This is a genomic window from Phycisphaerales bacterium (genome assembly GCA_016716475.1).
Lineage (GTDB): Bacteria > Planctomycetota > Phycisphaerae > UBA1845 > Fen-1342 > JADJWG01.
In genome coordinates this window covers 498552-517032 of record JADJWG010000001.1, presented here as the reverse complement: position 1 = coordinate 517032, position 18481 = coordinate 498552, and the positions used below count along the sequence as shown (strand labels likewise).

Genomic DNA, 18481 nt, shown 5'->3' with positions numbered 1-18481 from the left:
AGAACAGGATTGGCTCGCCCGGCCCGCAGCGTCTAGAATGCCCACATGGAAAGCGTGGACTGGCTGAATCCCGACTTGGCAAAACCGCGGAGCGACACAGCGCCGGAGGCGCCCCCCGCGCTCGCGCACGACGATGCTGAGGGCTTTGCCGTCCATGCCGCCCGCATTGCGGCCGGCAACCGGATCGAGAACGTTGTGGTCCTCGATCTGCGAGGGCTGAGCACGCTGGCCGACTACTTCGTGATCGGCACCGGGACATCGAATCGCCAGATGCACGCCGTGCTCGACGACATCCGCGTGTTCGCAAAACGCGTCGGCCGCCGGCACTTTTCGTCCGCCGATACTGCCACCAGCACGACTTGGGTACTCGCCGACTACGTCGACGTCGTCATCCATCTATTCGACGATGACCACCGGGACTACTACGACCTCGAGGGGCTCTGGGGCGACGCGAAGTCAGTGCGCTGGGAGCCGGAGAACACGGACACGGGGAACAACCCCTAGCAGCCCTGGCAGAACTCGCTTTCTGCGGGCGGCGACGCCACAGCGCGCGGCACCGCTGACATGGGCCGACTGCGAGATTTGTGCGGCAGGTACTCGTGGCGACAAGGCCAACGCCCGCGCCAAGCGTGCAGATCAAGCAGATCGAATTGCACAGGCGCTCCCAAGTATCCCAGTCAGAATCTTTCATGCAGCGCGACACAGCGGCCTGAGCCCGGCTCTTGGAACAATACAAGCGTGCCACCATTTGTTGCGCCCAGAGCGAGAACCACGGGGTGCTCAAGCGGCCGAATCCGCTTCCACGAGGAATATGCAAAGCTCGTCCAGGCCGGAGAGCCGAAGATGTCGAGCGCCTGCGCCCAGCTCCCGCCGGCAGCTTTCCAGCGGTGCACTAAGTAGCTGTCGGAGGTGGGTGGGTGCGCCTGCACGAGTGCCTGAAGTGCGGCCGCGTCGGCCATGAATTCGATGATCAGCACGTGCTCACCCGGACCGCCCAGATAATGTCTCCAGATGCGCACGTCGTGAACGCCGTTCGGGGGCGCCATCTCGAACGCCTCGCGGAAGGCCCAATCCGGACCCACACCGAAAAAAATCCCGGTGGTCACTCCTACTACCATCGCCGTCAAAACGCGCACGACAAACCGCGGCTTGAACACGCACAAGAGGTAGTCGACCACCAAGGCGGCCAGCGTCGCCGGGAAGATCACGAAGCACCAATTGTTTGTAACGAACAACGCGCACACGGCAGCGATCAGGCCTGTCAGCAGGCGCAGCACCCCGGACACGAACCATCCATGCGACGGCAGGCGCGGCGGTGACTCGGTGATCAAGATGGGACCGTCAGCGTCAGTCGTCATGCTTTGCTCTCTATCAACTTCAATGTGCTAGAGAGCGGCGTACCGCACTCCGGACACCGCCCGCTGACGTTGCCGGTTAGGTCGTAGCCGCAGGCCTGGCAGTGGCCGGACAGGGGTTTGCGAAACGGCCCCCACCAGAGACCGCGAGCCGCCCAGGCCACCACGACAAACGCGATGGCCAGCGGTGTACCCACGTCCCACGGCGTACGCTGCCAGGCGTTGTATGCCATCCCGATCGCCGCCAGACCGACAAACGGTGCATGGACCCACTTCCACGAATTTCGTGTGCGGCGCAAGAAGGCGAGTCCGGTCAGCATGCTCGCAAATCCGACGCAGTGGATCGTGATGGCGACCTGAAGCCGATCCTCCGGGCTGTAGGAAGCGAGCGCTCCCATCGCTGTCATGACTGCTCCGAGCAGCGAAGATCCCCACAAGGTGAGAGGCACGAATCGTGTAGTCGCGCCACGTTTCATGACCTGTCCTTGCACTTCACGAAGTGCGTATCAGGTACCGGGCACCGCCCACTAACGGCCAGATTGTAACCGCAGCATTTGTAATCACCCGTCTGCAATAGTTGCGGTGGGGAGGGGGGGGAGTTGGCCGGTTTGCAGGTAGGTTCGCTGGGACTGTCCGATGGTCCTCTGCGAGTCGTGGCCGTGGCTAAGCTTTGCTCGAATGTGAACGGCGGAACGTTTCAGAAGGTGAACAGATCGTTGCCCGACCGCATGCCGGGACGGCCGCTTTACCCAACTCACAAACGCCGGCGGGCAGGAGCGATGGGTGAGGGCATTCGGTTGCCGTGCGGAGGTAGTGTCAAGTCCTGTGTAAATTGAATCTGGGGCATCCGTCACGTTCGTTCACGCCGCATGGGTCTTCGCCTTCGCCTTCACCTTCGTCTTCACCCGGCGGTTCTTTCCTTCCGGCAGCGGTATCTGGGCACACGGTGCCGCCTCGTGCCGCCAGTTCTGCGACAGCCGCATCAGCACCTGATGCACCGTACACGCCGCCTTGGTCTCCTTGAACCGCTTGGCCGCGTTCGTCCGCAGCCGTACGCCCGCAAACGGCGACTCGATCACGTTCGTCGTCCGCAGGTGGACCAGTGCGGCTCCGGAAACGCGTAGAACGTCAGGCAGCGATCCAGATCGTCCCCAGACAGTCCGCCGCCCGGTCAGCCCGCCCGACGGAAGTCCGCGATCACACCGGCCGCCAGCTTCCGCCGCCACCTCACTTTCCGCCTGCCAGATCGCCCGCAGTCCGGGGTCGCTCTGCTCGGCCTTCGGCAGCTTGTCGAGCACGTTCATCGTCTTGTGATTCGTGCAGCGCTGCTGGGCCGAGTTCGACTCTGCTCGTTCACCGCCGCCCACAGCCCCAACGCCCCGTCCGCGATCCAGCAGCCCGGCTGTTCAGACCCCGCTGCGGCAGTCCTTAGCAACTCGCCCCAGCTCCGCTCGCGATACCCCTCCGCGCGCGAGCAAGTGCTTCTGCCCCTCCGTATCCGCCCGATCAGCACCATCAGGCAGGCTTTCCGTACCCAGCCCGGCCTCAGGTAAATCCCGTCCGCCCAGATATGACGAACTTCCGGCCGCTCAGTCCTGCCGGTCGAACGCCGCGTACTCGACGCGGAACCGCTGGTCAGCCGACTGATCGTGCTGGGCGACAGCGCGTCGTCCCCGCCAGCAGCCGCAGGCCCGAAGTCCCGCGTCGCCAGGCCTTCGATGAACAGCCGCATGAACGTCTCCTCGATCGTGTCGCTGCGACGCTGGTACTGCGCACGATCTTCGATTCGAACGGCCCGCCCGGCGGGATGTCCGCACCCGCGGGACCTCCAGCGGCACCGTGCCGCTGCCCAGCGTCAGCCGCCGCGGCGTGGTCCCGTGGTAGCCGCGGAACTCGCCCTGTCGCTGATACCGGTCGCGCTGGAGGTAGACGTTCACCTCGTCCTCCAACGCCGCCAGCAGCATCTGCCGGGCCCCCAGCCGGGCCAGTTCCTCGACCGGTCCCGAACCACCTGCACGGCCTCGTCCGCCCCGCCTCGTCCCGCCGCTTGACGCTCGATCCTCGTCCGGTTGTAGTAGCCATCGGGCTCCTCCTGGGAAACGACTCTCGTTTCAAACGCACCAGCAGGATGCCCCACGTTCTCAATTTCCACAAGATTTCAGGCTACCTCGCCGTGCGTGAGGTGGGCCCACAATCAGACTGTGTGTGCATGGACCATTGGGGACACAGTTGGTATCTTCCAGCATGTGGGGTCGGTGGGACGACCGTCGCAAGTCACCGGGCGGGTAAGCGCGGTGAAGCTCTAACAGAAGGAGGAAGGGTGTGGAAACTCTACGTCGATTGGCACTGCCGGTAACGGTCTGCATGTTTACTGCTTATCCTGCTGCTGTTGCGGGGATTGCATCCGTGGCGCCGGACAGCACTGTAGTGGCCGCGGTTGGCACCGTTCCATACGATCCGTCTCCCGTGGGTGGGATACTCATTGTGGCTCCCCCGGCGCTGCCATACGCGGAGACCATGGTGTTGACCAAAGGGGGGAACACGATGGAGGTGGGCGTAGGCATCAGTTACACCGGACTTCGCATTGATTTCAATAGCATGCTGAACGCTGCGCAGGGCGATGCGAGCTCGCTAGGTAGTATCTTCTTCACTGTGGATCGCCCCACTCCGATCGCGTTGCGCGGGCAGTTTACGGGACAGGGGGCCTTGGATATGACCCAAGGACTTCTGTTCCAGGAGAATTCGCAAACGTTGTTCGAGCAATTGAGCTTCAACCTCGGTGCAGCAAACACAACCCTGAATCTCGGCACAGTGGATGGGCCGTTCGGGTACGTGGTGGGATCTTTGGCGCATACGCTTTTGCCCGGACGTCTGTACGAGATCGGATTCATCTTGCAGGCGCTCAAATACCCGGGTGGGGGCGGTAGTGCTGTCGGTTACTTTGAACTGGTAGTCATCCCTGCTCCTGCGGCAGTGTGGCTCGGAGTCCTCGGCCTAGCTGCAATCGGACGACGTTACCGCCATGCTGCTTATTGACGGGCGCCGAAGTAATAGAACAACGCTTTTCCATGGCGGTGTGGACGCATTCGGCTTGGTAGAAACCTTGGGCCGTTGCGAATCGGCAGGGAGTGCTTCACAGGTAAGATCATAGCAAATCGTTCATCACCGAGCGTGTGCCATTGCCGCCGGTGGCACAGTGCCTTGCTCTTGTAGTCCTTGTTCAGAAACCCGCGGGATTCAGATCCGGGCTTTATTGCCGGGCAGGAAACAAAGTTGGGTGGGGTGGGCGCCGGAATACCGGCGCCCGCCTCTTCGTCCACCGCGAAAGTCTAAAGCGCCGTTGAAACCGACCCCTGGCCACTATGGAAAAGCGGTCAGGCGTCTTTCCTCCCAATCACGGTGTCCTATTCACCCAGTACGTTGCTCCCCCGCGCCGTCCAATGACAGCCCGGCGATGGTGGACCTTGGCCGCGCGCTTGTCACGGTCCTCACAAGAGCGCACCGCCATCGGCCATTGAACGGATGATGTTGCAAGCCCGCGTGGCTCAGTCATACAATGCCCGGGGAACCAAGCCCCATGACACCCAGTGCTCATTGGGTAGGGCGACAGCGCCTCGGTTTGCTTCCGGTGAAGTCGGGCGCGGGGACGAGCGTTCGATCGTAACCCTTATGTAAGGGATGCACATGGGCGGAAAGCACAGTCGCCCCGTTCTTGGGGCGGCGGGACTCCTCGTGACGGCCGTCGCGATCACGTCGGCGCAGCAGGTGCCACCACCGAATCCTGCAGCACCCGTCGACTACCTGGCGTGGCTCAATACGGGTTTCACGCGCAACCTCAAGGAGAACGCGGCCGAGAGCTACCAGGCGGCGGCCACCGCGCTCCAGGATGCCGACGAGTTACGCGATGCCCTCAACAACCATCCCAAGAAGTGGACGGAAGCCCAGCGAACTACCCTGCGGGCCTGGACCGCGGCAAACGCGGGTGCGCTGGAGCGGTTCTCGGCAGCAACCGGGCTTGAAAAGTGCTATTTCATCGCGACATCCCGAGATGGCTCCCTGCGGGGTGTCCAATTTCCGGCGCTGGGACGGTTCCGGCAACTCGCTCAGGGCGCGACGATAAGGGCGCGGTTGAACCTCCTCGAGGGCAAGCCGGAAGGGGCTGTTGAAGACACACTCCGAGTCCTGGCGCTGGCGCGGCATCTCGAGGAACAACCTTTCCTTCATTTTGCCTTGCTCGGGGCAGGTTTGCGCGGCTTGGCGTATGAGACGCTGTTGCTGATTCCGGAACTGGCACCTGAACAGGTGGACTTTACGACGATCACTGCACGCCTGGCGCGCGAAGACCCCGAGCTGCGCACCTGGCAACGCGCGCTGACCATCGAGAAGGTGACTCTTTGGGATCACTTCCAGCGTAATCTTTGGGACGCTGACGGCGACGGGCTTTTTGAAGAGCTGCGCGATCCTGCCCCGACCGCCGCCGGTAAACCCGCGCACATCGTGCTCGACCCGCCTCGTACCTTAGAGCAGTTGCTGGAACCAGTGAACGCGTGGTATGCGCGCGTGGATGAGTTGTTCGCCAAGCCGGACAACGTGGCGGTGGTCGCGCTGGCAGATCGTCTGAAAGAAGACTGGGACACCATCGACGGCGGTGCGCTGAGTGAACTTGGCATGGGCGTGATACCACACGCGACGGTCGCACGCTTTGAAGCGGTGGGCTGGCGACGCGGCACGCACCTCGTACTGCACCTCCACACCTACCGCGCCCGGACGGGTGCTTGGCCGCGCGCCTTGAGCGACTTCGCGCCACGCGAGGATACGGCGCTCTCCCTCGATCCTTTTTCGGGGAAGGCGTTCCGCTACGAGCTGCGCGACGGTGAGCCCCTGCTGTACTCGCTGAGTCGCAATGGCCGGGATGACGGCGGAAAGCCGAGTGACAGCACCGCCCAGTCCCAGCGAAGGACTTGGAGATCAACTGGCGACTTCGTTTTCTGGCCGCCGCCACAGTGACCCCCGTGTGGCAGCGCATCGGCCCTGACACCCTGATCTTTCGCACCAGCCCCGGCTGGTACGTAATGGCAGTCGGGGTCCTTTTCATCGCAATCGCGCTGTACCTGCTCACCCAGTATCCGCTCTTCCCGCCCCTCGAACCGCCCCGTGACAGCCGGGCAATGACGGACCTGTGCGGCGCATTACCCGTGGCGGCACTCTTCGCCAGCGTCGGCTTGCTGTGCGCCTTCGGTCATTTCGGCTTCATCATCGACGCCCGTACGCGGACAATCCGGAAGTGGTGGGGCCTCGGCCGGCCACTCTGGCACCGTACCCACGCGCTCACTGGTTTCAACCATGTACGCATCGGTTGGAAGCCACCACGCTACTCCTTTGTTGGGGAGCAATCAATGTTCCTCGTGTCATTGGGCGGGTTGGGTACCGGCCGCGGGCGGGTACTCAGACTGGTGGCCTGTGCCGACGAGCAGGCAGCGCGCCGCCTTGCGGCCGCAATCGCGCGATTGCTCGACCTCGTCCTGTGCGACGACACAGGGTGTCCAAGGTAACCATGGGGCGCGCGGCTGGCCACGTATTCGCACCCCCGCTCACCGGCGTTATCATCCCGTTGTGAACGCGCATGCCCGCGAAGATCCGAACGGCGCCCAACCCGCTGTCGAACCGTGGCCACCTCCCCTGGGCGCAACCCCACGGACCCCCGACCAGTTGCGCCGCCGGGCCGTCCTCCTCTGCGTGCTGACAACCACGGTGGTGGCCGTGGTTGAACTCACCGTGGGTTGGTGGTTCGGCTTGCTGAGTGTCTTTGCCGAGGGTCTCCACACGGCCGCCGATCTCGCGGATTCGTTGGTGGCGCTGGTACTGGTCTCCCTGGCCGCCCGCCCGCCCGACCGCTGTCACCCCTTCGGCCATGGCAAGTATGACAGTCTCGCCGGCATCATCGAAGGCTTCTGTGTCATGGGGAGCGGTCTCTGGGCGGGGGTCATGGCGGCGCGGGCCCTGCTGGGCATCGCCGTCTGGGAAGCCAACCCGTCGTGGGTCGCACTGGTGGCGATGGGCGCCGCGAGCGTCGCCTACTGGTTTGTCTCGGGCTTCGTACTGAGGATTGCCGTCCGGACCGGCTCCCCGGCCGTGTATGCCGAGGGTGTCCATCTACGCACACACGTGTATGTCACCGGTGGGGTGCTGGCGGCATTAATCGTATCGGCGAGCGCCCGAGCGCTGGGTTGGTACGCGGCGCCTCTGATCGACCCCCTCGCGGCCCTGTTGCTCGGGCTGGTGCTGATCGGCATCGGTGCGCGGGTCGTCCACAAGGGCTACCGCCAGATGCTCGACGCTTCGGTTCCGCCCGCGGACCATGACCGTATTGTCGCGTGTCTGAGTGAGTTCCGGCACGAGTTTGTTGAGGTGCATGCGCTGCGCACGCGCCAAGCGGGTATAGATCGTCATGTGGACATCCACCTGGTCGTGCGGCCGGGTGCAACCGTTGAGGCGGCCCACGATCTGGCACACCGCATCGAGAACCGGATTGTCACCACCTTGCCGGGTACCCGCTTCCTCGTGCATGTTGAACCCGCTACGGCGGAGCTGCTGCGCGGCTACGAAGAGCGTGGCGGCACCGGCGTCATCATCGAGGCGACAACCGGACAACCCGCGCCGGAGGCCAGCCATCACCGCTACCCCGACGCCCACGGCTCGTAAGGTGCGGCGTAAGTGTCTTCATGAGCCGCAGCACCAGTAAAGAGTGCGACCGGGATCGGCATGATTACCGCCCACGGGGTTGCGCGCGAGTCATCATGCCCGACTGCACGTGCACGGGATCTGCCTTGGCAACCGGTGTGGACGCCGTTTACACTGCCCGGCAGCTTGGGGATAGCACGGCGGCTTTCGTCCGCATTACCCCAGGTACCATCGAGCCCAACCCAACGGAGCCCCCGTGCGACCCCGACGCACCGTCACCATCTTCGGCAGTAGCCGCCCCGTACCCGATTCGCCCGCCTACCAGGCGGCGTACGAGCTCGGGCGGACTGTGGCCGAGGCCGGCTGGGCAGTTTGTAACGGCGGCTATGGGGGGACCATGGAAGCCAGCGCACGCGGGGCCCGCGAGGCCGGTGGCCACACAATCGGTGTGACTTGTACGGCCCTCGGTCGCCGTGGCGGTCCCAACCGCTTCATTTGCGAAGAAGTTACGACCCTCGACCTTTTCGTTCGGCTACAGGAGCTTATTCGGCGCGGCGACGCCTATGTCATTCTCCCCGGAGGAACCGGCACGCTGGCCGAACTTGGCCTGGTCTGGGAGCTCGTCAGCAAGCGGATGGTGCTTCGGCCGTTGCCGCCGATCCTGCTCGGGGATTACTGGTGGGGGGTCGTGCAATCTGTACATGAACTCGGTGACGGTGTTGCACCTATTGTGGTTGCGTCACCGTCCGACGCAATCAGTCGTATCCGTGCGGCTTGGGCGGGTGACGAATATCCGTCAGTCACGGCTTGACGGCGCAGCGCTGCGGTTGCTAATCTAACCGCAACATTTAGCGGAAAGCCCCCAGGGCGGCGGCGCGACTCGGCGCGGAGTGCGCGTGGCCATACCCTTGGTGGCTCGTGAGTTCACAGATGATTGTTGACTGCCACACGCAGGTTTGGGATCCCAGTACGGAGTTTTCGCGGGTTGCTGCCGCACCACCTGTGGAGGCCGATGAGGAGCGCCATCTGGAGGCCTCAGACCCGGTCGACAAGTCGATCGTGCTGGCCTTCAAGAGCAACTATCTCGGGGCGGAGATTCCCAATCGTTTCGTATCCGAATATGTCCGGCGAAACCCCGCCAAGATGATTGGCTTCGCCGGTATTGATCCGACGGACCGCGCGTGGCGCGACGCGCTGCGCGAGGCCCAGGAAGACCTGCAGCTCAAGGGGGTGCTTATTTCCCCGGAGATGCAGAACTTCCATCCGAGCAGCACGGCTGTGATGAAGCTGTACGAGGAGTGCATGCGGCGGGGCATGCCGGTCGTGTTTGAACAGCACCATCGCAACCCGGTCGGCAAGCTGGAGTTCGCTGAGCCCATGCTACTCGACGAAGTAGCGCAGGAATTCCCCGATTTGCGCATGGTGATCAGCCGCATGGGTCATCCATGGGTCGAACAAACCGTGGTTCTGCTCGCCAAGCATCGGCATGTGTATGCCGATGTAGCCGGCCTGCTGCCCCTGGCTTGGCGGTCGTACACGGCGTTGCTGGCGGCGCACGAGTACGGTGTCATGGAGAAATTGCTGTTTGGCAGCGACTTCCCCTATCGTTCACCGGCCGCCTGCATCGAGGCGCTGTACTCCGTCAACCAGTTCTGCCACGGCAGCAATCTGGCACCGATCCCGCGGGAGCAGCTTCGGGGCATTGTCGAGCGGAATGCGCTCGACCTGCTCGGAATTCAGGGATCGGCAACACCGGCTCGTCCGGCCCGCAGTGCGATCTTTGCAGATGATGAGTAGGCCGGATGACCTGCTCAAAGGCCAGACGGGCGAGCCGTAGGGGTTGTGCATGAGGGATCGACCGAATATGTGTGAGCGCAGCACCGCGAGTCCCTCCCGCCCTCCATTCCCATCCCGTTCCATCCCCCTCGTAGTGCCGTTGCTCGTGTTGCTCCTGTGGGGTTGTGCGGCTTCGGAAGTGCGGCTCGTCTCCTACCTCGATCCGTATTTTCCCGAGACTTATGAGTTGCGATTCGACGAGGTCGTGTACTGGCAGAGCGCCACGGGCGATCTGCACATCGTGGCCGTGCGGGTGCCGCCAGGTCGACGCGGCGCAACTCCGGCCGAGGAGCCGCCGGTCGATGGGGCAGCGGGGTCATCCGCCGGTATGCACGACGACGTCGTCCTCGTGGCGGATGAGAATGCGCCAGAAGCTGGAGTCCTGGCATGGCCGCCGGCGGGCGAGGTAGCGCATTACCTGTCGCTGCGCATGTTCTGGCGGCCTCAGCCGGGAAAAACCCCTGCGAACTCGACGACCATGAATGTGATTCTGCAGTACGTGGTTGCGGGACCGACGGGGGCGCTGGCGTACACGGGGACGGGTTTCGCGTACCCGGAGGGCGACGCGGGTAGAACGCTGCGGATCGCACTGGAATCCGGCCGTTTGCAGCTCGAAGCGCGGAGCGGAGACCTGCGCGACGGGCTCGGCAATGTGCGCATCACAGGCCAACTTCTCGCGCGCCACGACCGCGCGCAAGCCGCGAGCTGGCTGCGTGAAGCGGAATTGCATGCGGGCAGGTAATGTGTAGGCCCCCACTCGGACACAACCGCCCACCCGCGCGCCGACCTCGGGCGCCGGTCTGATTGGTTTCACCGGCCTGCGATGGTTCTCATTACCGCACCTTGAGATTGAAAACGGCCAGTAGTCCCCCGGCCGCCATCAACGTCGCCAGGCCGAGCACGAAGGTGAAGAGCATGGCTGGGTGCTCCAGGAACGGCAAATGCACCAGCAGGGGGAAGCTCATGAGGCCGAGACTCCCCACACCGGCGATCACGAAGCCGGTGTAGAACCAGCGCTGCCGTGTCAAGGAATTCGTCTCCATGCCGCACCTCCTGCGGTTTGCCCGCGCCGGGCCCGGATCGCCCGTGCTTTGCTGCGCCTGACCTCTGGAACGCTTCATTGCCCGGGTATTCGCAGCGTAGCCACCATCCTTCCGCGGTTGCCGTTACAAGTTTCTACGGGGATTGGAAACGGAGGTCGCAAGGGGGGTTGGGAGGGCGGGGGGAGGGCGGCGGCCGGGGGGCCCCGCAGGCCTCTTCGCCCCACACCGCTTCTCCGCCCCTACAATCAGGGAGTCTCTGTCACGAAGGAGTCTCCATGGACCTGCACATCGTCGCGCGTAACGTGGACCACGCCGCCCCTCTCCGCCAGTACGCGGAGGAGAAGCTGATTTCGGCCACGGAACGGTTTCGTGAAAACCTGCTCGCAGCCACGGTTCGACTCGAGGATGAAACCGGTCCCGCGAAGGGCGGCGTCGACAAGGTCTGTCACATCGAGTTGAAGCTTCGCACCGGTGAGATCAGGATCAAGGAGCAGGGCGAGGATTTCTACGCGACAATTGACGTTGCACTTGACCGCCTGCGGGCAGCGCTGAGCCGCGAAGTGTCACGCGCGAAGCGCGGCATCGCCGAGGGTTAAGCCCGGCGCTACATGCGCTCGACAACCGGGATCCCGAGCAGTCCCAAACCGAGTCGCAGTGCGCGGGCTGTGAGGTCGCACAGGCGCAGACGGCTGGCGCGGAGCGGGGCCTCCGCCTGTAGCACGGGGCAGGACTCGTAGAACCGCATGAAATGGCCGGCCAGGTCATACAGGTAGCCGCACAACGTGTGCGGCAGCAGGTCGGACGCGACCGTCTCGATGGCGTCGGGAAGCCGCGCGAGGTGCAGAGCCAGTGCACGCTCCGCCACATCGGCCAGCATGAGCGTCGTGCCGGGAGCATAGGGATCGACGTTGCCGGCCTCGGCCAGGGCGCGGCGGTAGATCGACCGGATGCGGGCATAGGCGTACAGCATGTAAGGTGCCGTGTTGCCCTGCAGCGCGAGCATGGTGTCCCAATTGAAGACATAGTCGCCGTTGCGATCGCGGCTTAGGTCGGCGTATTTCACGGCGCCGATTCCGATCCGGTGTGCAACGAGTTGCCGCTCGTCGGCGGGCAAGGCGGCGGATTCGTCGCCGCCGGCAGCCCGCTCGTCGAGCAGCCGAAGGGCGCGGGCCACGGCTTCATCGAGCAACTCGCGGAGCTTGACGTTGCCCCCCGCGCGCGTCTTGAGCGGTTTGCGGTCGGGACCGAGGACGGTGCCGAAGGTGACGTGCTCAATGGAGACTTCGGGGGTGATCCAGCCGGCCGCGTGGGCGGTCGCTCGCCACATGTCGAAGTGCAGTTTCTGGCGGGCATCCGTGACGTAGATGATGCGCTCTGCACCGACCCCGCCGGGGAACCGTAATTCCTGGATCCGATAGCGCACGGCGGCCAGGTCGGTCGTCGCGTAAAGATACGCGCCGTCGGACTTCTGAATGATCAGTGGCAGGATCTCGCCATCAGGATTCTTGAATTGTGGCGTGCCGTCGGCGTCGTAAAGGAACACACACACGGCGCCCTGGTCGTCGCGGACTTCGGCCCACGGGGCACCGCGGCTGTGCGGCTCGACCGTGGGCGCTGGCAGCGTACGGCGTAGCTCGGCGATCAGCGGCGCCAGTCGGTCATTGTAGAAGCTCTCGCCGCGCACCTCCTGCGGATCATCCGCCCGCAGCAAGACACCCAGTTGTGCGTAGAGCACGCCGACCGCGTCCAGACTGACCTTGCAGATCATTTCCCAGAGTTCACGGGCCTGCGGATCGCCCGATTGGAGTGCCGTCACGGCGCGGCGCGCTTCATCTGCGAACGTTGCATCCTCGGTGAAGCGCGCCTGGGCCGCGCGATAGTCACCCTCGATCTCTGCCAAGACATCGTGGTCCGATGCGGGAGTTGGCAGCGGGTGTTCGCGGTACCAGCGGATGAGGATGCCGAACTGCGTCCCCCAATCCCCGATGTGATTCTGCCGGATGACCGTATGCCCCTGAAACCACAGCACGCGCGCAAACATGTCGCCGATGATCGTGCTGCGCAAGTGCCCCACGTGCATCTGCTTGGCGATGTTCGGCTGCGAGTATTCGACGACGATGCGGCGCGGATGTGTGACCGGGTCGATACCGAAGCGGTCGAACGACGCGCTGCCGGGATCGTACGCACGTCCTGTGATGGTCTCAGGTGGCGCCGCCGGAGACGGAGGCACGGTGGATAGCAGACGCGCCAGGAATTCGTCGGCCAGCCGCAGGTTGATGAAGCCCGGTCCGGCGATCTCGAACGCTACGGTGATACCAGCGGCGGCGAGCGCCGGCGCCACCGCTGTGACGATGCGCTCGGCAACGTCGCGCGGCTTGGCACGCAGCTCCTTCGCCAGCGTCATGGCCGCATTGCACTGGTAGTCGCCGAATTTCGGGTCACCCGCGGGGCGCAGCAGGGCCTGCGCAGGTGCAACCGGCCGGCCCGAGACCTCGGCCAGGGCGTCTGCGAAGTGCCGCGCCAGGCGGTTCAGCAGCGAGTCAAAGCCCATGCAGGGAAGTTAACTCCGATCGGCGGAGCGCAGGATGCCCTCGGTCAGCCGCAGCGAGCCGCCGATGATATCGCCCACCTGGGCGACGGCCCGCTCCGTGAGGGGTACTCCGAGCAGAAACGCGCACAGCGCCGCACCCCAGGCCCGCAATTTGTCGAAACGCATACGAATCGCTCCTAGGTCGGATCCGAGTTCGCCGCCATACCAGCAGAGTATCCCCACAAGCATCGCGCGGCAAGGTCGGGAGGAGCGCAGGTGCGACCGGGGCTGCACGCGCGCGGCAGTCCGTGCCGGCCCGCCGACGCCGTATGATTGGAAACGGCATAGGAGGTATGCGATGCTGCGCGAAACCTATCCCTGCTACGTCGCCGGCCGGCCCGAAACAACCGGCGCCGAGCTTACCGTCACGAACAAGTACTCCGGGGCGGTCGCGACCCGCGTCACCCGCGGAGACCGCGCCACGCTGGAGCGCGCCATCACCGCGGCCTATGAAGCCCGTGCCGCAGCGCGCCGGCTACCCGCCTGCGCGCGACAGCAGATCCTCCAGCACATCGTCCGCCGCGTAACCGAGCGGCATGAGGAGTTCGCCGGGGCCCTCGCGATCGAGGCCGGCAAGCCGCTGCGTGACGCGCGCGGCGAAGTCACCCGGCTGGTTGACACGCTCCGCATCGCCGCCGAGGAGGCCGTACGCATCGGCGGGGAGTGGCTGCCGCTGGACATCAGCCCGCGGGCGGTCGGCTACCAGGGCCTCGTGCGGCGCTTCCCGGTCGGCGTGTGCGCGTTCATCACACCGTTCAACTTCCCCATGAACCTCGTCGCCCACAAGATCGGCCCGGCGATCGCGGCCGGCTGTCCGTGGGTGCTCAAGCCGGCTTCGGTCACACCCGTCGGCGCGGTGCTGCTGGGCGAAATCCTCGCCGAGACGGATTGGCCGCCCGCGGCGTTCTCCATCGTGCCGTGCGCCGCGGCCGACGCCGGCCCGCTGGTGGCCGACCCGCGGATCGCACTGCTGAGCTTCACCGGCTCGGCCGATGTCGGCTGGACACTGCGGTCGCAGGCCGGCCGCAAGCGCGTCGCGCTTGAGCTGGGCGGCAACGCGGCCTGCATCGTCGACCGCGGCGTGGACCTCGACCACGTCGCCGAGCGGCTGACCTTCGGGGCGTTCTACCAGTCCGGCCAGAGCTGTATCAGCGTGCAGCGCGTCTTTGCCCACCGCGAGATCTACGACGAGCTGCGCACGCGCCTCATCAAGCGGGCCGCGGCGCTGCGCATGGGCGACCCGCTGGACGAGGAGACATTCCTCGGGCCGCTCATCAGCGAGATGGAGGCCCGCCGCATCGAGCGCTGGATCGGGGCGGCGGTCGCGGCCGGGGCGCGTGTGCTCTGCGGCGGGCGGCGGGAGGGGGCTTTCGTGGCGGCGACGTGGCTGGAGAACGTCGACCCGCGGCAGAAGGTGAGCTGTGACGAGGTCTTTGGCCCCGTGGCGACGCTCACGCCGTTCGACGACTTCGCCGCGGCCGTCACCGCCGCCAGCGACAGCGAGTTCGGCCTCCAGGCGGGCGTGTTCACGCGCGACCTGCACCACGCGCATTACGCCTACGAGGAGCTGGAGGTCGGCGGCGTGATCCTCAACGATGTACCCAGCTTCCGCGTCGACAACATGCCCTACGGCGGCGTCAAATCCAGCGGCCTCGGCCGCGAAGGCGTGAAGTACGCGCTCGAGACGATGACCGAGCGGAAGCTGATGGTCTTACGCGACGCGCGGTGAACAGGGAGCATCGGCGTCCCGGCTGGGGTGGGACAGGCAGCTTGCCGGTGATTGAGACGGGTGGGCCAGGCATCTGTTCGGTTACGGGTGAGGTCGGCATCCGGCAGGCCCGGCGGTGCGCCCGCGCGGCGCAACTCCCCTCCCTTGCAGGGAGGGGCCGGGGGAGGGTGGTGCGGCGAAACTTTGTTGACGCCTCGCCGTCTGTGGGGCATCCTGTCCGCATGGCTCGCAAGCAGGGGAAACCCGCCGCACCGTCCGCCGACACGCCGCCCGCGCCCGCCGCCCCCGCCGGCCGGCCGTCAGCGCTCGTGGACACCCGCATCATCTACTGCGGCGACTGCCTGGAGCAGCTCCGCAAGCTGCCCGCGGCGTGCGTCGATCTCGTGTACATCGACCCGCCGTTCAACTCCAACCGCAACTACGAGGTCTTCTGGGGCGAGGCCAAGGAGAAGCGCGCCTTCGAGGACCGCCACGCCAGCACCGCCGCCTACATCGACACCATGCGGCCGCGCTGCGTCGAGCTGGCGCGCGTGCTCAAGAAGACCGGCAGCTTCTACTACCACTGCGACCGGCACGCCTTGCGACGAATGTCGCTGAGGTGACAGCCAACTTTGGTCCCGAGGGTTAATCCTCATGCGGCGAATGGCAAGCAACTCCCCCAACCCGAAGACCGAACCACTGAACCGCTCCCTCAGCGCCGCCAAGTCGGCCAAGCAGGACGAGTTCTACACCCAATACGTCGACATCCAGAAGGAAGTCGAAGCCTACCTCGAATACGACCCGAACACGTTCAAGGGCAAAGTCGTCTACTGCAACTGCGACCGGGTAGGCGAAGCCTCCCGTGACCCGTTCGAGAGCAACTTCTTCAAGTACTTCGCCGCCAACTTCAACAAGCTCGGCCTCAAGCGGCTCATCTGCACCAGCTACGACGGCTCGCCCCTCGCCGGGCAGATGACGCTCTTCGACGAATACAACGGCGGTGAAAATGGGGGCAACGGCCACCGCAAGAAGCCCAAGGCCATCGCCGTCATCGTCGACCGCGTGAAAGACGAGTACGGCGACGGCGCCGCCAACGTGACGGCACCGATTTCTAAGAAAGGCTGAAAATAATGTCGACGACTTCCGGATCGAGCAACACCAAAGACGTCTTCGACGCCGCGAAAGCGATTGTGGCGGCGCTGGACGGGATGACAAAGGAGCATCAGACACTCGCGATAAAGTTCGCGGTTGAGACGCTTGGGTTGCAATCACCGACAGCGGCGGTATCGCCGCCAACATCTTCGGCGTCTGCGGCTGCAACAACCGCGACAACCCCGTCGGGTGGAGTAGCGCATTCGACAGATATCAAAGCATTTACTGTTACGAAGGCGCCGAAGAGCGATCAGCAGTTTACCGCGGTCGTCGCCTACTTTTATCAGTTTGAGGCAAAGCCCAACGAACGAAGGGACACGATAGACGCGGAGGTTATGAAGGAGGCTGCCCGTCTTGCGGGGCGTCCGCAAGTTCAGCGCTGGAGCATGACCCTTACAAACGCAAAGAACGCCGGGTACCTCGATTCAGCAGGTGACGGAAAATACAAGCTCAGTTCAGTCGGAGAAAATCTGGTCGCGATAACGTTGCCAGACAATGGCGGCGCACCTGCCAAATCAAGACAGAAATCCAAGGCCAAAACACCTCAGAGAAAGGCAAAAAAGACAACGAAGAAGGTCAAGTAAGTCGCGGCTCCAGTGATTGAAAGGAGTTCGCGCTCATGCCAACGGTTTGCGATGCTCTTGACGCCGCAATCAACGAAGCCACAGCCGCCGCCGCCCGCGTGCGCAAGATTACATCTCTGCAAGTGCGCGTCGTTGACGATGTCGCCATGCTCAAGGCAACCGCCCAGACATGGTTTAATACTCACCGTCCCGTGGTGACTTCCGGTGCGCCAAGCGTTGACCTCAAGGCAATAGACCAGCCGTTCACCGCCGTGCTTGACGCGACCGCGAAACACGCTGTGAAGAACACGTACCTCGTGGCACTCAAAGATGCGAAGGCGGCGCTAATCACTGCCCGCGCTGCGGCGCTCGTTGCTCCCGCGTCTGTTCCCGTTGCCATCACCGACGACCTCGCCCCGGATTTCTCGCCCTTGGCGGGAAATCAGCAGATGCGAGACATTCTCACCCGCCGCTGGCATGAGTGCGCGAATTGCGTCAAAGCGGACGCGCACCTCGCTGCCATCGTGATGATGGGCGGCTTGCTGGAAGCGCTGTTTGTCGCACGCGCGAACAAGATGACCGACAAGTCGCAACTCACATCGGCCAAGAACGTGCCAAAGGACAAGACTACGGGCAAAACGACCGAAATCGATAAATGGATGCTTGACTCGTACATCAAGGTTGGGCATGAGCTCAACTGGATCACAGAGTCAGCCAAAGATGCCGCAGACACGCTCAAAGAGTATCGCAACTTCATCCACCCGGCGAAGGAACTGCGCTATGGCGTCACGCTTGGACTCAACGATTCGTCGATGTTCTGGCAGGTTACCAAGGCGCTCGCAAGACAACTCCTATTGAGCGCATGAGCCTCGGCGGTTCGACCGCCAAGAAGCTGCCCGCTGTCCGCGTGTTCGACGAGAAGACGAAGAAGGTCGCGTACAACAAGCAGACGCAGGCGGTGAAGGGCAAGAACAAATCCAACTGCCCGCTGTGCGCGGTGGGCGACAACGCCAACAAGGCCCGCATCTACAAGCTCGACGAGATGGACGCCGACCACGTTTCGGCGTGGAGCAAAGGCGGCGATAGCTCCGCCAAGAACTGCCAGATGCTCTGCACCACCCACAATCGGACCAAAGGCAATCGGTAGCGGGAAGCGTGGGTTGGTGTTCCTTCGCAGGCCACCATCCGGCTGCGGGCGGCTAGATCGCAAACACCGCCCGCCTGGGGGCGCCGCGCGCCGCTCCTTGGGTCGAGTGTCTGCCCGCGGCGGGCAGAGTGTCGACCCTTGCTGGGAAACGGATCCGTTCCCGACGCTTGTGGACGACACCACTCCCAAGGGTTGTGTCGGAACCCATCCTCATAAGGGGCGCGCTCCTGGCGGTCCGGGTAATGTCCATGGGATCTCCGAGAGTACGCACGGACCCGCTCCGGCCGTGGCTGTTACTCCGGCAGCGCTGTCCACGGCCCGTTGCGCTGGTCGCGTGGGTTACCCGAGAGAAAGAGAAGCTGGCGGCGCGGTCCTCGGCGGCACAGAATTGGGAAATTCCGTCCCG

At 64.3% G+C, this 18481-nt stretch carries 21 protein-coding genes and 1 pseudogene; 15 read left to right on the top strand and 7 right to left on the bottom strand.

Going from position 1 to position 18481, the window contains the following annotated elements; translation table 11 throughout:
• The first annotated feature begins 45 nt into the window (after positions 1 to 45).
• Positions 46 to 504 (top strand): ribosome silencing factor, encoded by a 459-nt coding sequence (gene rsfS / locus IPM18_02225; GenBank protein ID MBK9118405.1) that lies wholly within the window; start codon positions 46 to 48, stop codon positions 502 to 504.
• Positions 505 to 677: 173 nt separating this feature from the next.
• Here the strand turns inward: rsfS and IPM18_02220 are convergent, their stop codons facing one another.
• The 4 genes from IPM18_02220 to IPM18_02205 all read right to left on the bottom strand — a co-directional run bounded on the left by IPM18_02220 (position 678) and on the right by IPM18_02205 (position 3319).
• The gene (locus tag IPM18_02220) at positions 678 to 1358 is read right to left on the bottom strand and encodes a hypothetical protein (GenBank protein ID MBK9118404.1); all 681 of its coding nucleotides are present in this window, start codon (positions 1356 to 1358) and stop codon (positions 678 to 680) included.
• A complete protein-coding gene (locus IPM18_02215; GenBank protein MBK9118403.1) occupies positions 1355 to 1762 on the bottom strand; it encodes a hypothetical protein in 408 nt (135 codons plus the stop codon). The genes IPM18_02220 and IPM18_02215 overlap by 4 nt, the downstream gene beginning before the upstream one ends.
• A 453-nt stretch (positions 1763 to 2215) precedes the next feature.
• A complete protein-coding gene (locus tag IPM18_02210; GenBank protein ID MBK9118402.1) occupies positions 2216 to 2659 on the bottom strand; it encodes a hypothetical protein in 444 nt (147 codons plus the stop codon).
• A 285-nt stretch (positions 2660 to 2944) separates the two neighbouring features.
• Entirely contained in the window at positions 2945 to 3319 is a 375-nt protein-coding gene (locus IPM18_02205; protein MBK9118401.1) for a hypothetical protein, read from the bottom strand.
• A gap of 358 nt (positions 3320 to 3677) precedes the next feature.
• On the opposite strand from IPM18_02205, the gene IPM18_02200 reads away from it, so the two are divergent.
• The 7 genes from IPM18_02200 to IPM18_02170 all read left to right on the top strand — a co-directional run bounded on the left by IPM18_02200 (position 3678) and on the right by IPM18_02170 (position 10614).
• On the top strand, positions 3678 to 4391 hold the full coding sequence (locus tag IPM18_02200; protein ID MBK9118400.1) for a hypothetical protein: 714 nt from the start codon (positions 3678 to 3680) through the stop codon (positions 4389 to 4391).
• Positions 4392 to 5039: 648 nt separating this feature from the next.
• On the top strand, positions 5040 to 6362 hold the full coding sequence (locus tag IPM18_02195; protein ID MBK9118399.1) for a hypothetical protein: 1323 nt from the start codon (positions 5040 to 5042) through the stop codon (positions 6360 to 6362).
• Positions 6317 to 6907, top strand: coding sequence for a hypothetical protein (locus IPM18_02190; protein MBK9118398.1), 591 nt, complete (start codon positions 6317 to 6319; stop codon positions 6905 to 6907). Before IPM18_02195 ends, IPM18_02190 begins: the two co-directional genes overlap by 46 nt.
• A gap of 61 nt (positions 6908 to 6968) precedes the next feature.
• Positions 6969 to 8057 carry a cation transporter gene (locus tag IPM18_02185; GenBank protein MBK9118397.1) on the top strand — a complete coding sequence of 363 codons (1089 nt, stop codon included), beginning with the start codon at positions 6969 to 6971 and terminating at the stop codon, positions 8055 to 8057.
• A gap of 235 nt (positions 8058 to 8292) precedes the next feature.
• On the top strand, positions 8293 to 8847 hold the full coding sequence (locus IPM18_02180; GenBank protein ID MBK9118396.1) for an LOG family protein: 555 nt from the start codon (positions 8293 to 8295) through the stop codon (positions 8845 to 8847).
• 119 nt (positions 8848 to 8966) lie between these two features.
• On the top strand, positions 8967 to 9833 hold the full coding sequence (locus tag IPM18_02175) for an amidohydrolase family protein (protein MBK9118395.1): 867 nt from the start codon (positions 8967 to 8969) through the stop codon (positions 9831 to 9833).
• A 139-nt stretch (positions 9834 to 9972) separates the two neighbouring features.
• The gene (locus IPM18_02170; GenBank protein MBK9118394.1) at positions 9973 to 10614 is read left to right on the top strand and encodes a hypothetical protein; all 642 of its coding nucleotides are present in this window, start codon (positions 9973 to 9975) and stop codon (positions 10612 to 10614) included.
• 91 nt (positions 10615 to 10705) lie between these two features.
• Here the strand turns inward: IPM18_02170 and IPM18_02165 are convergent, their stop codons facing one another.
• Complete coding sequence (locus IPM18_02165) at positions 10706 to 10915, bottom strand: hypothetical protein (GenBank protein MBK9118393.1); 210 nt, start codon at positions 10913 to 10915, stop codon at positions 10706 to 10708.
• Positions 10916 to 11190: 275 nt separating this feature from the next.
• Between IPM18_02165 and raiA the strand changes: the two genes are divergently transcribed.
• Positions 11191 to 11511: a ribosome-associated translation inhibitor RaiA gene (gene raiA, locus IPM18_02160; protein MBK9118392.1), complete on the top strand. Its 321-nt coding sequence runs from the start codon at positions 11191 to 11193 to the stop codon at positions 11509 to 11511.
• Positions 11512 to 11519: 8 nt separating this feature from the next.
• On the opposite strand, the gene argS is transcribed toward raiA, so the two are convergent.
• A complete protein-coding gene (gene argS / locus IPM18_02155; GenBank protein ID MBK9118391.1) occupies positions 11520 to 13466 on the bottom strand; it encodes an arginine--tRNA ligase in 1947 nt (648 codons plus the stop codon).
• A 9-nt stretch (positions 13467 to 13475) separates the two neighbouring features.
• Complete coding sequence (locus IPM18_02150) at positions 13476 to 13631, bottom strand: hypothetical protein (protein MBK9118390.1); 156 nt, start codon at positions 13629 to 13631, stop codon at positions 13476 to 13478.
• Positions 13632 to 13803: 172 nt separating this feature from the next.
• Here IPM18_02150 and IPM18_02145 point away from each other — a divergent pair, with 172 nt between their 5' ends.
• The 6 genes and pseudogenes from IPM18_02145 to IPM18_02120 all read left to right on the top strand — a co-directional run bounded on the left by IPM18_02145 (position 13804) and on the right by IPM18_02120 (position 18075).
• Positions 13804 to 15234: an aldehyde dehydrogenase family protein gene (locus tag IPM18_02145; GenBank protein MBK9118389.1), complete on the top strand. Its 1431-nt coding sequence runs from the start codon at positions 13804 to 13806 to the stop codon at positions 15232 to 15234.
• A gap of 221 nt (positions 15235 to 15455) precedes the next feature.
• A complete protein-coding gene (locus IPM18_02140; GenBank protein MBK9118388.1) occupies positions 15456 to 15836 on the top strand; it encodes a hypothetical protein in 381 nt (126 codons plus the stop codon).
• A gap of 31 nt (positions 15837 to 15867) precedes the next feature.
• Positions 15868 to 16314: pseudogene (locus IPM18_02135) on the top strand (hypothetical protein).
• Between the two features lie 29 nt (positions 16315 to 16343).
• Positions 16344 to 16949: a hypothetical protein gene (locus tag IPM18_02130; protein ID MBK9118387.1), complete on the top strand. Its 606-nt coding sequence runs from the start codon at positions 16344 to 16346 to the stop codon at positions 16947 to 16949.
• 35 nt (positions 16950 to 16984) lie between these two features.
• Positions 16985 to 17794 (top strand): hypothetical protein, encoded by an 810-nt coding sequence (locus IPM18_02125; protein MBK9118386.1) that lies wholly within the window; start codon positions 16985 to 16987, stop codon positions 17792 to 17794.
• Positions 17791 to 18075: an HNH endonuclease gene (locus IPM18_02120; protein ID MBK9118385.1), complete on the top strand. Its 285-nt coding sequence runs from the start codon at positions 17791 to 17793 to the stop codon at positions 18073 to 18075. The genes IPM18_02125 and IPM18_02120 overlap by 4 nt, the downstream gene beginning before the upstream one ends.
• The last annotated feature ends 406 nt before the right edge of the window (positions 18076 to 18481 follow it).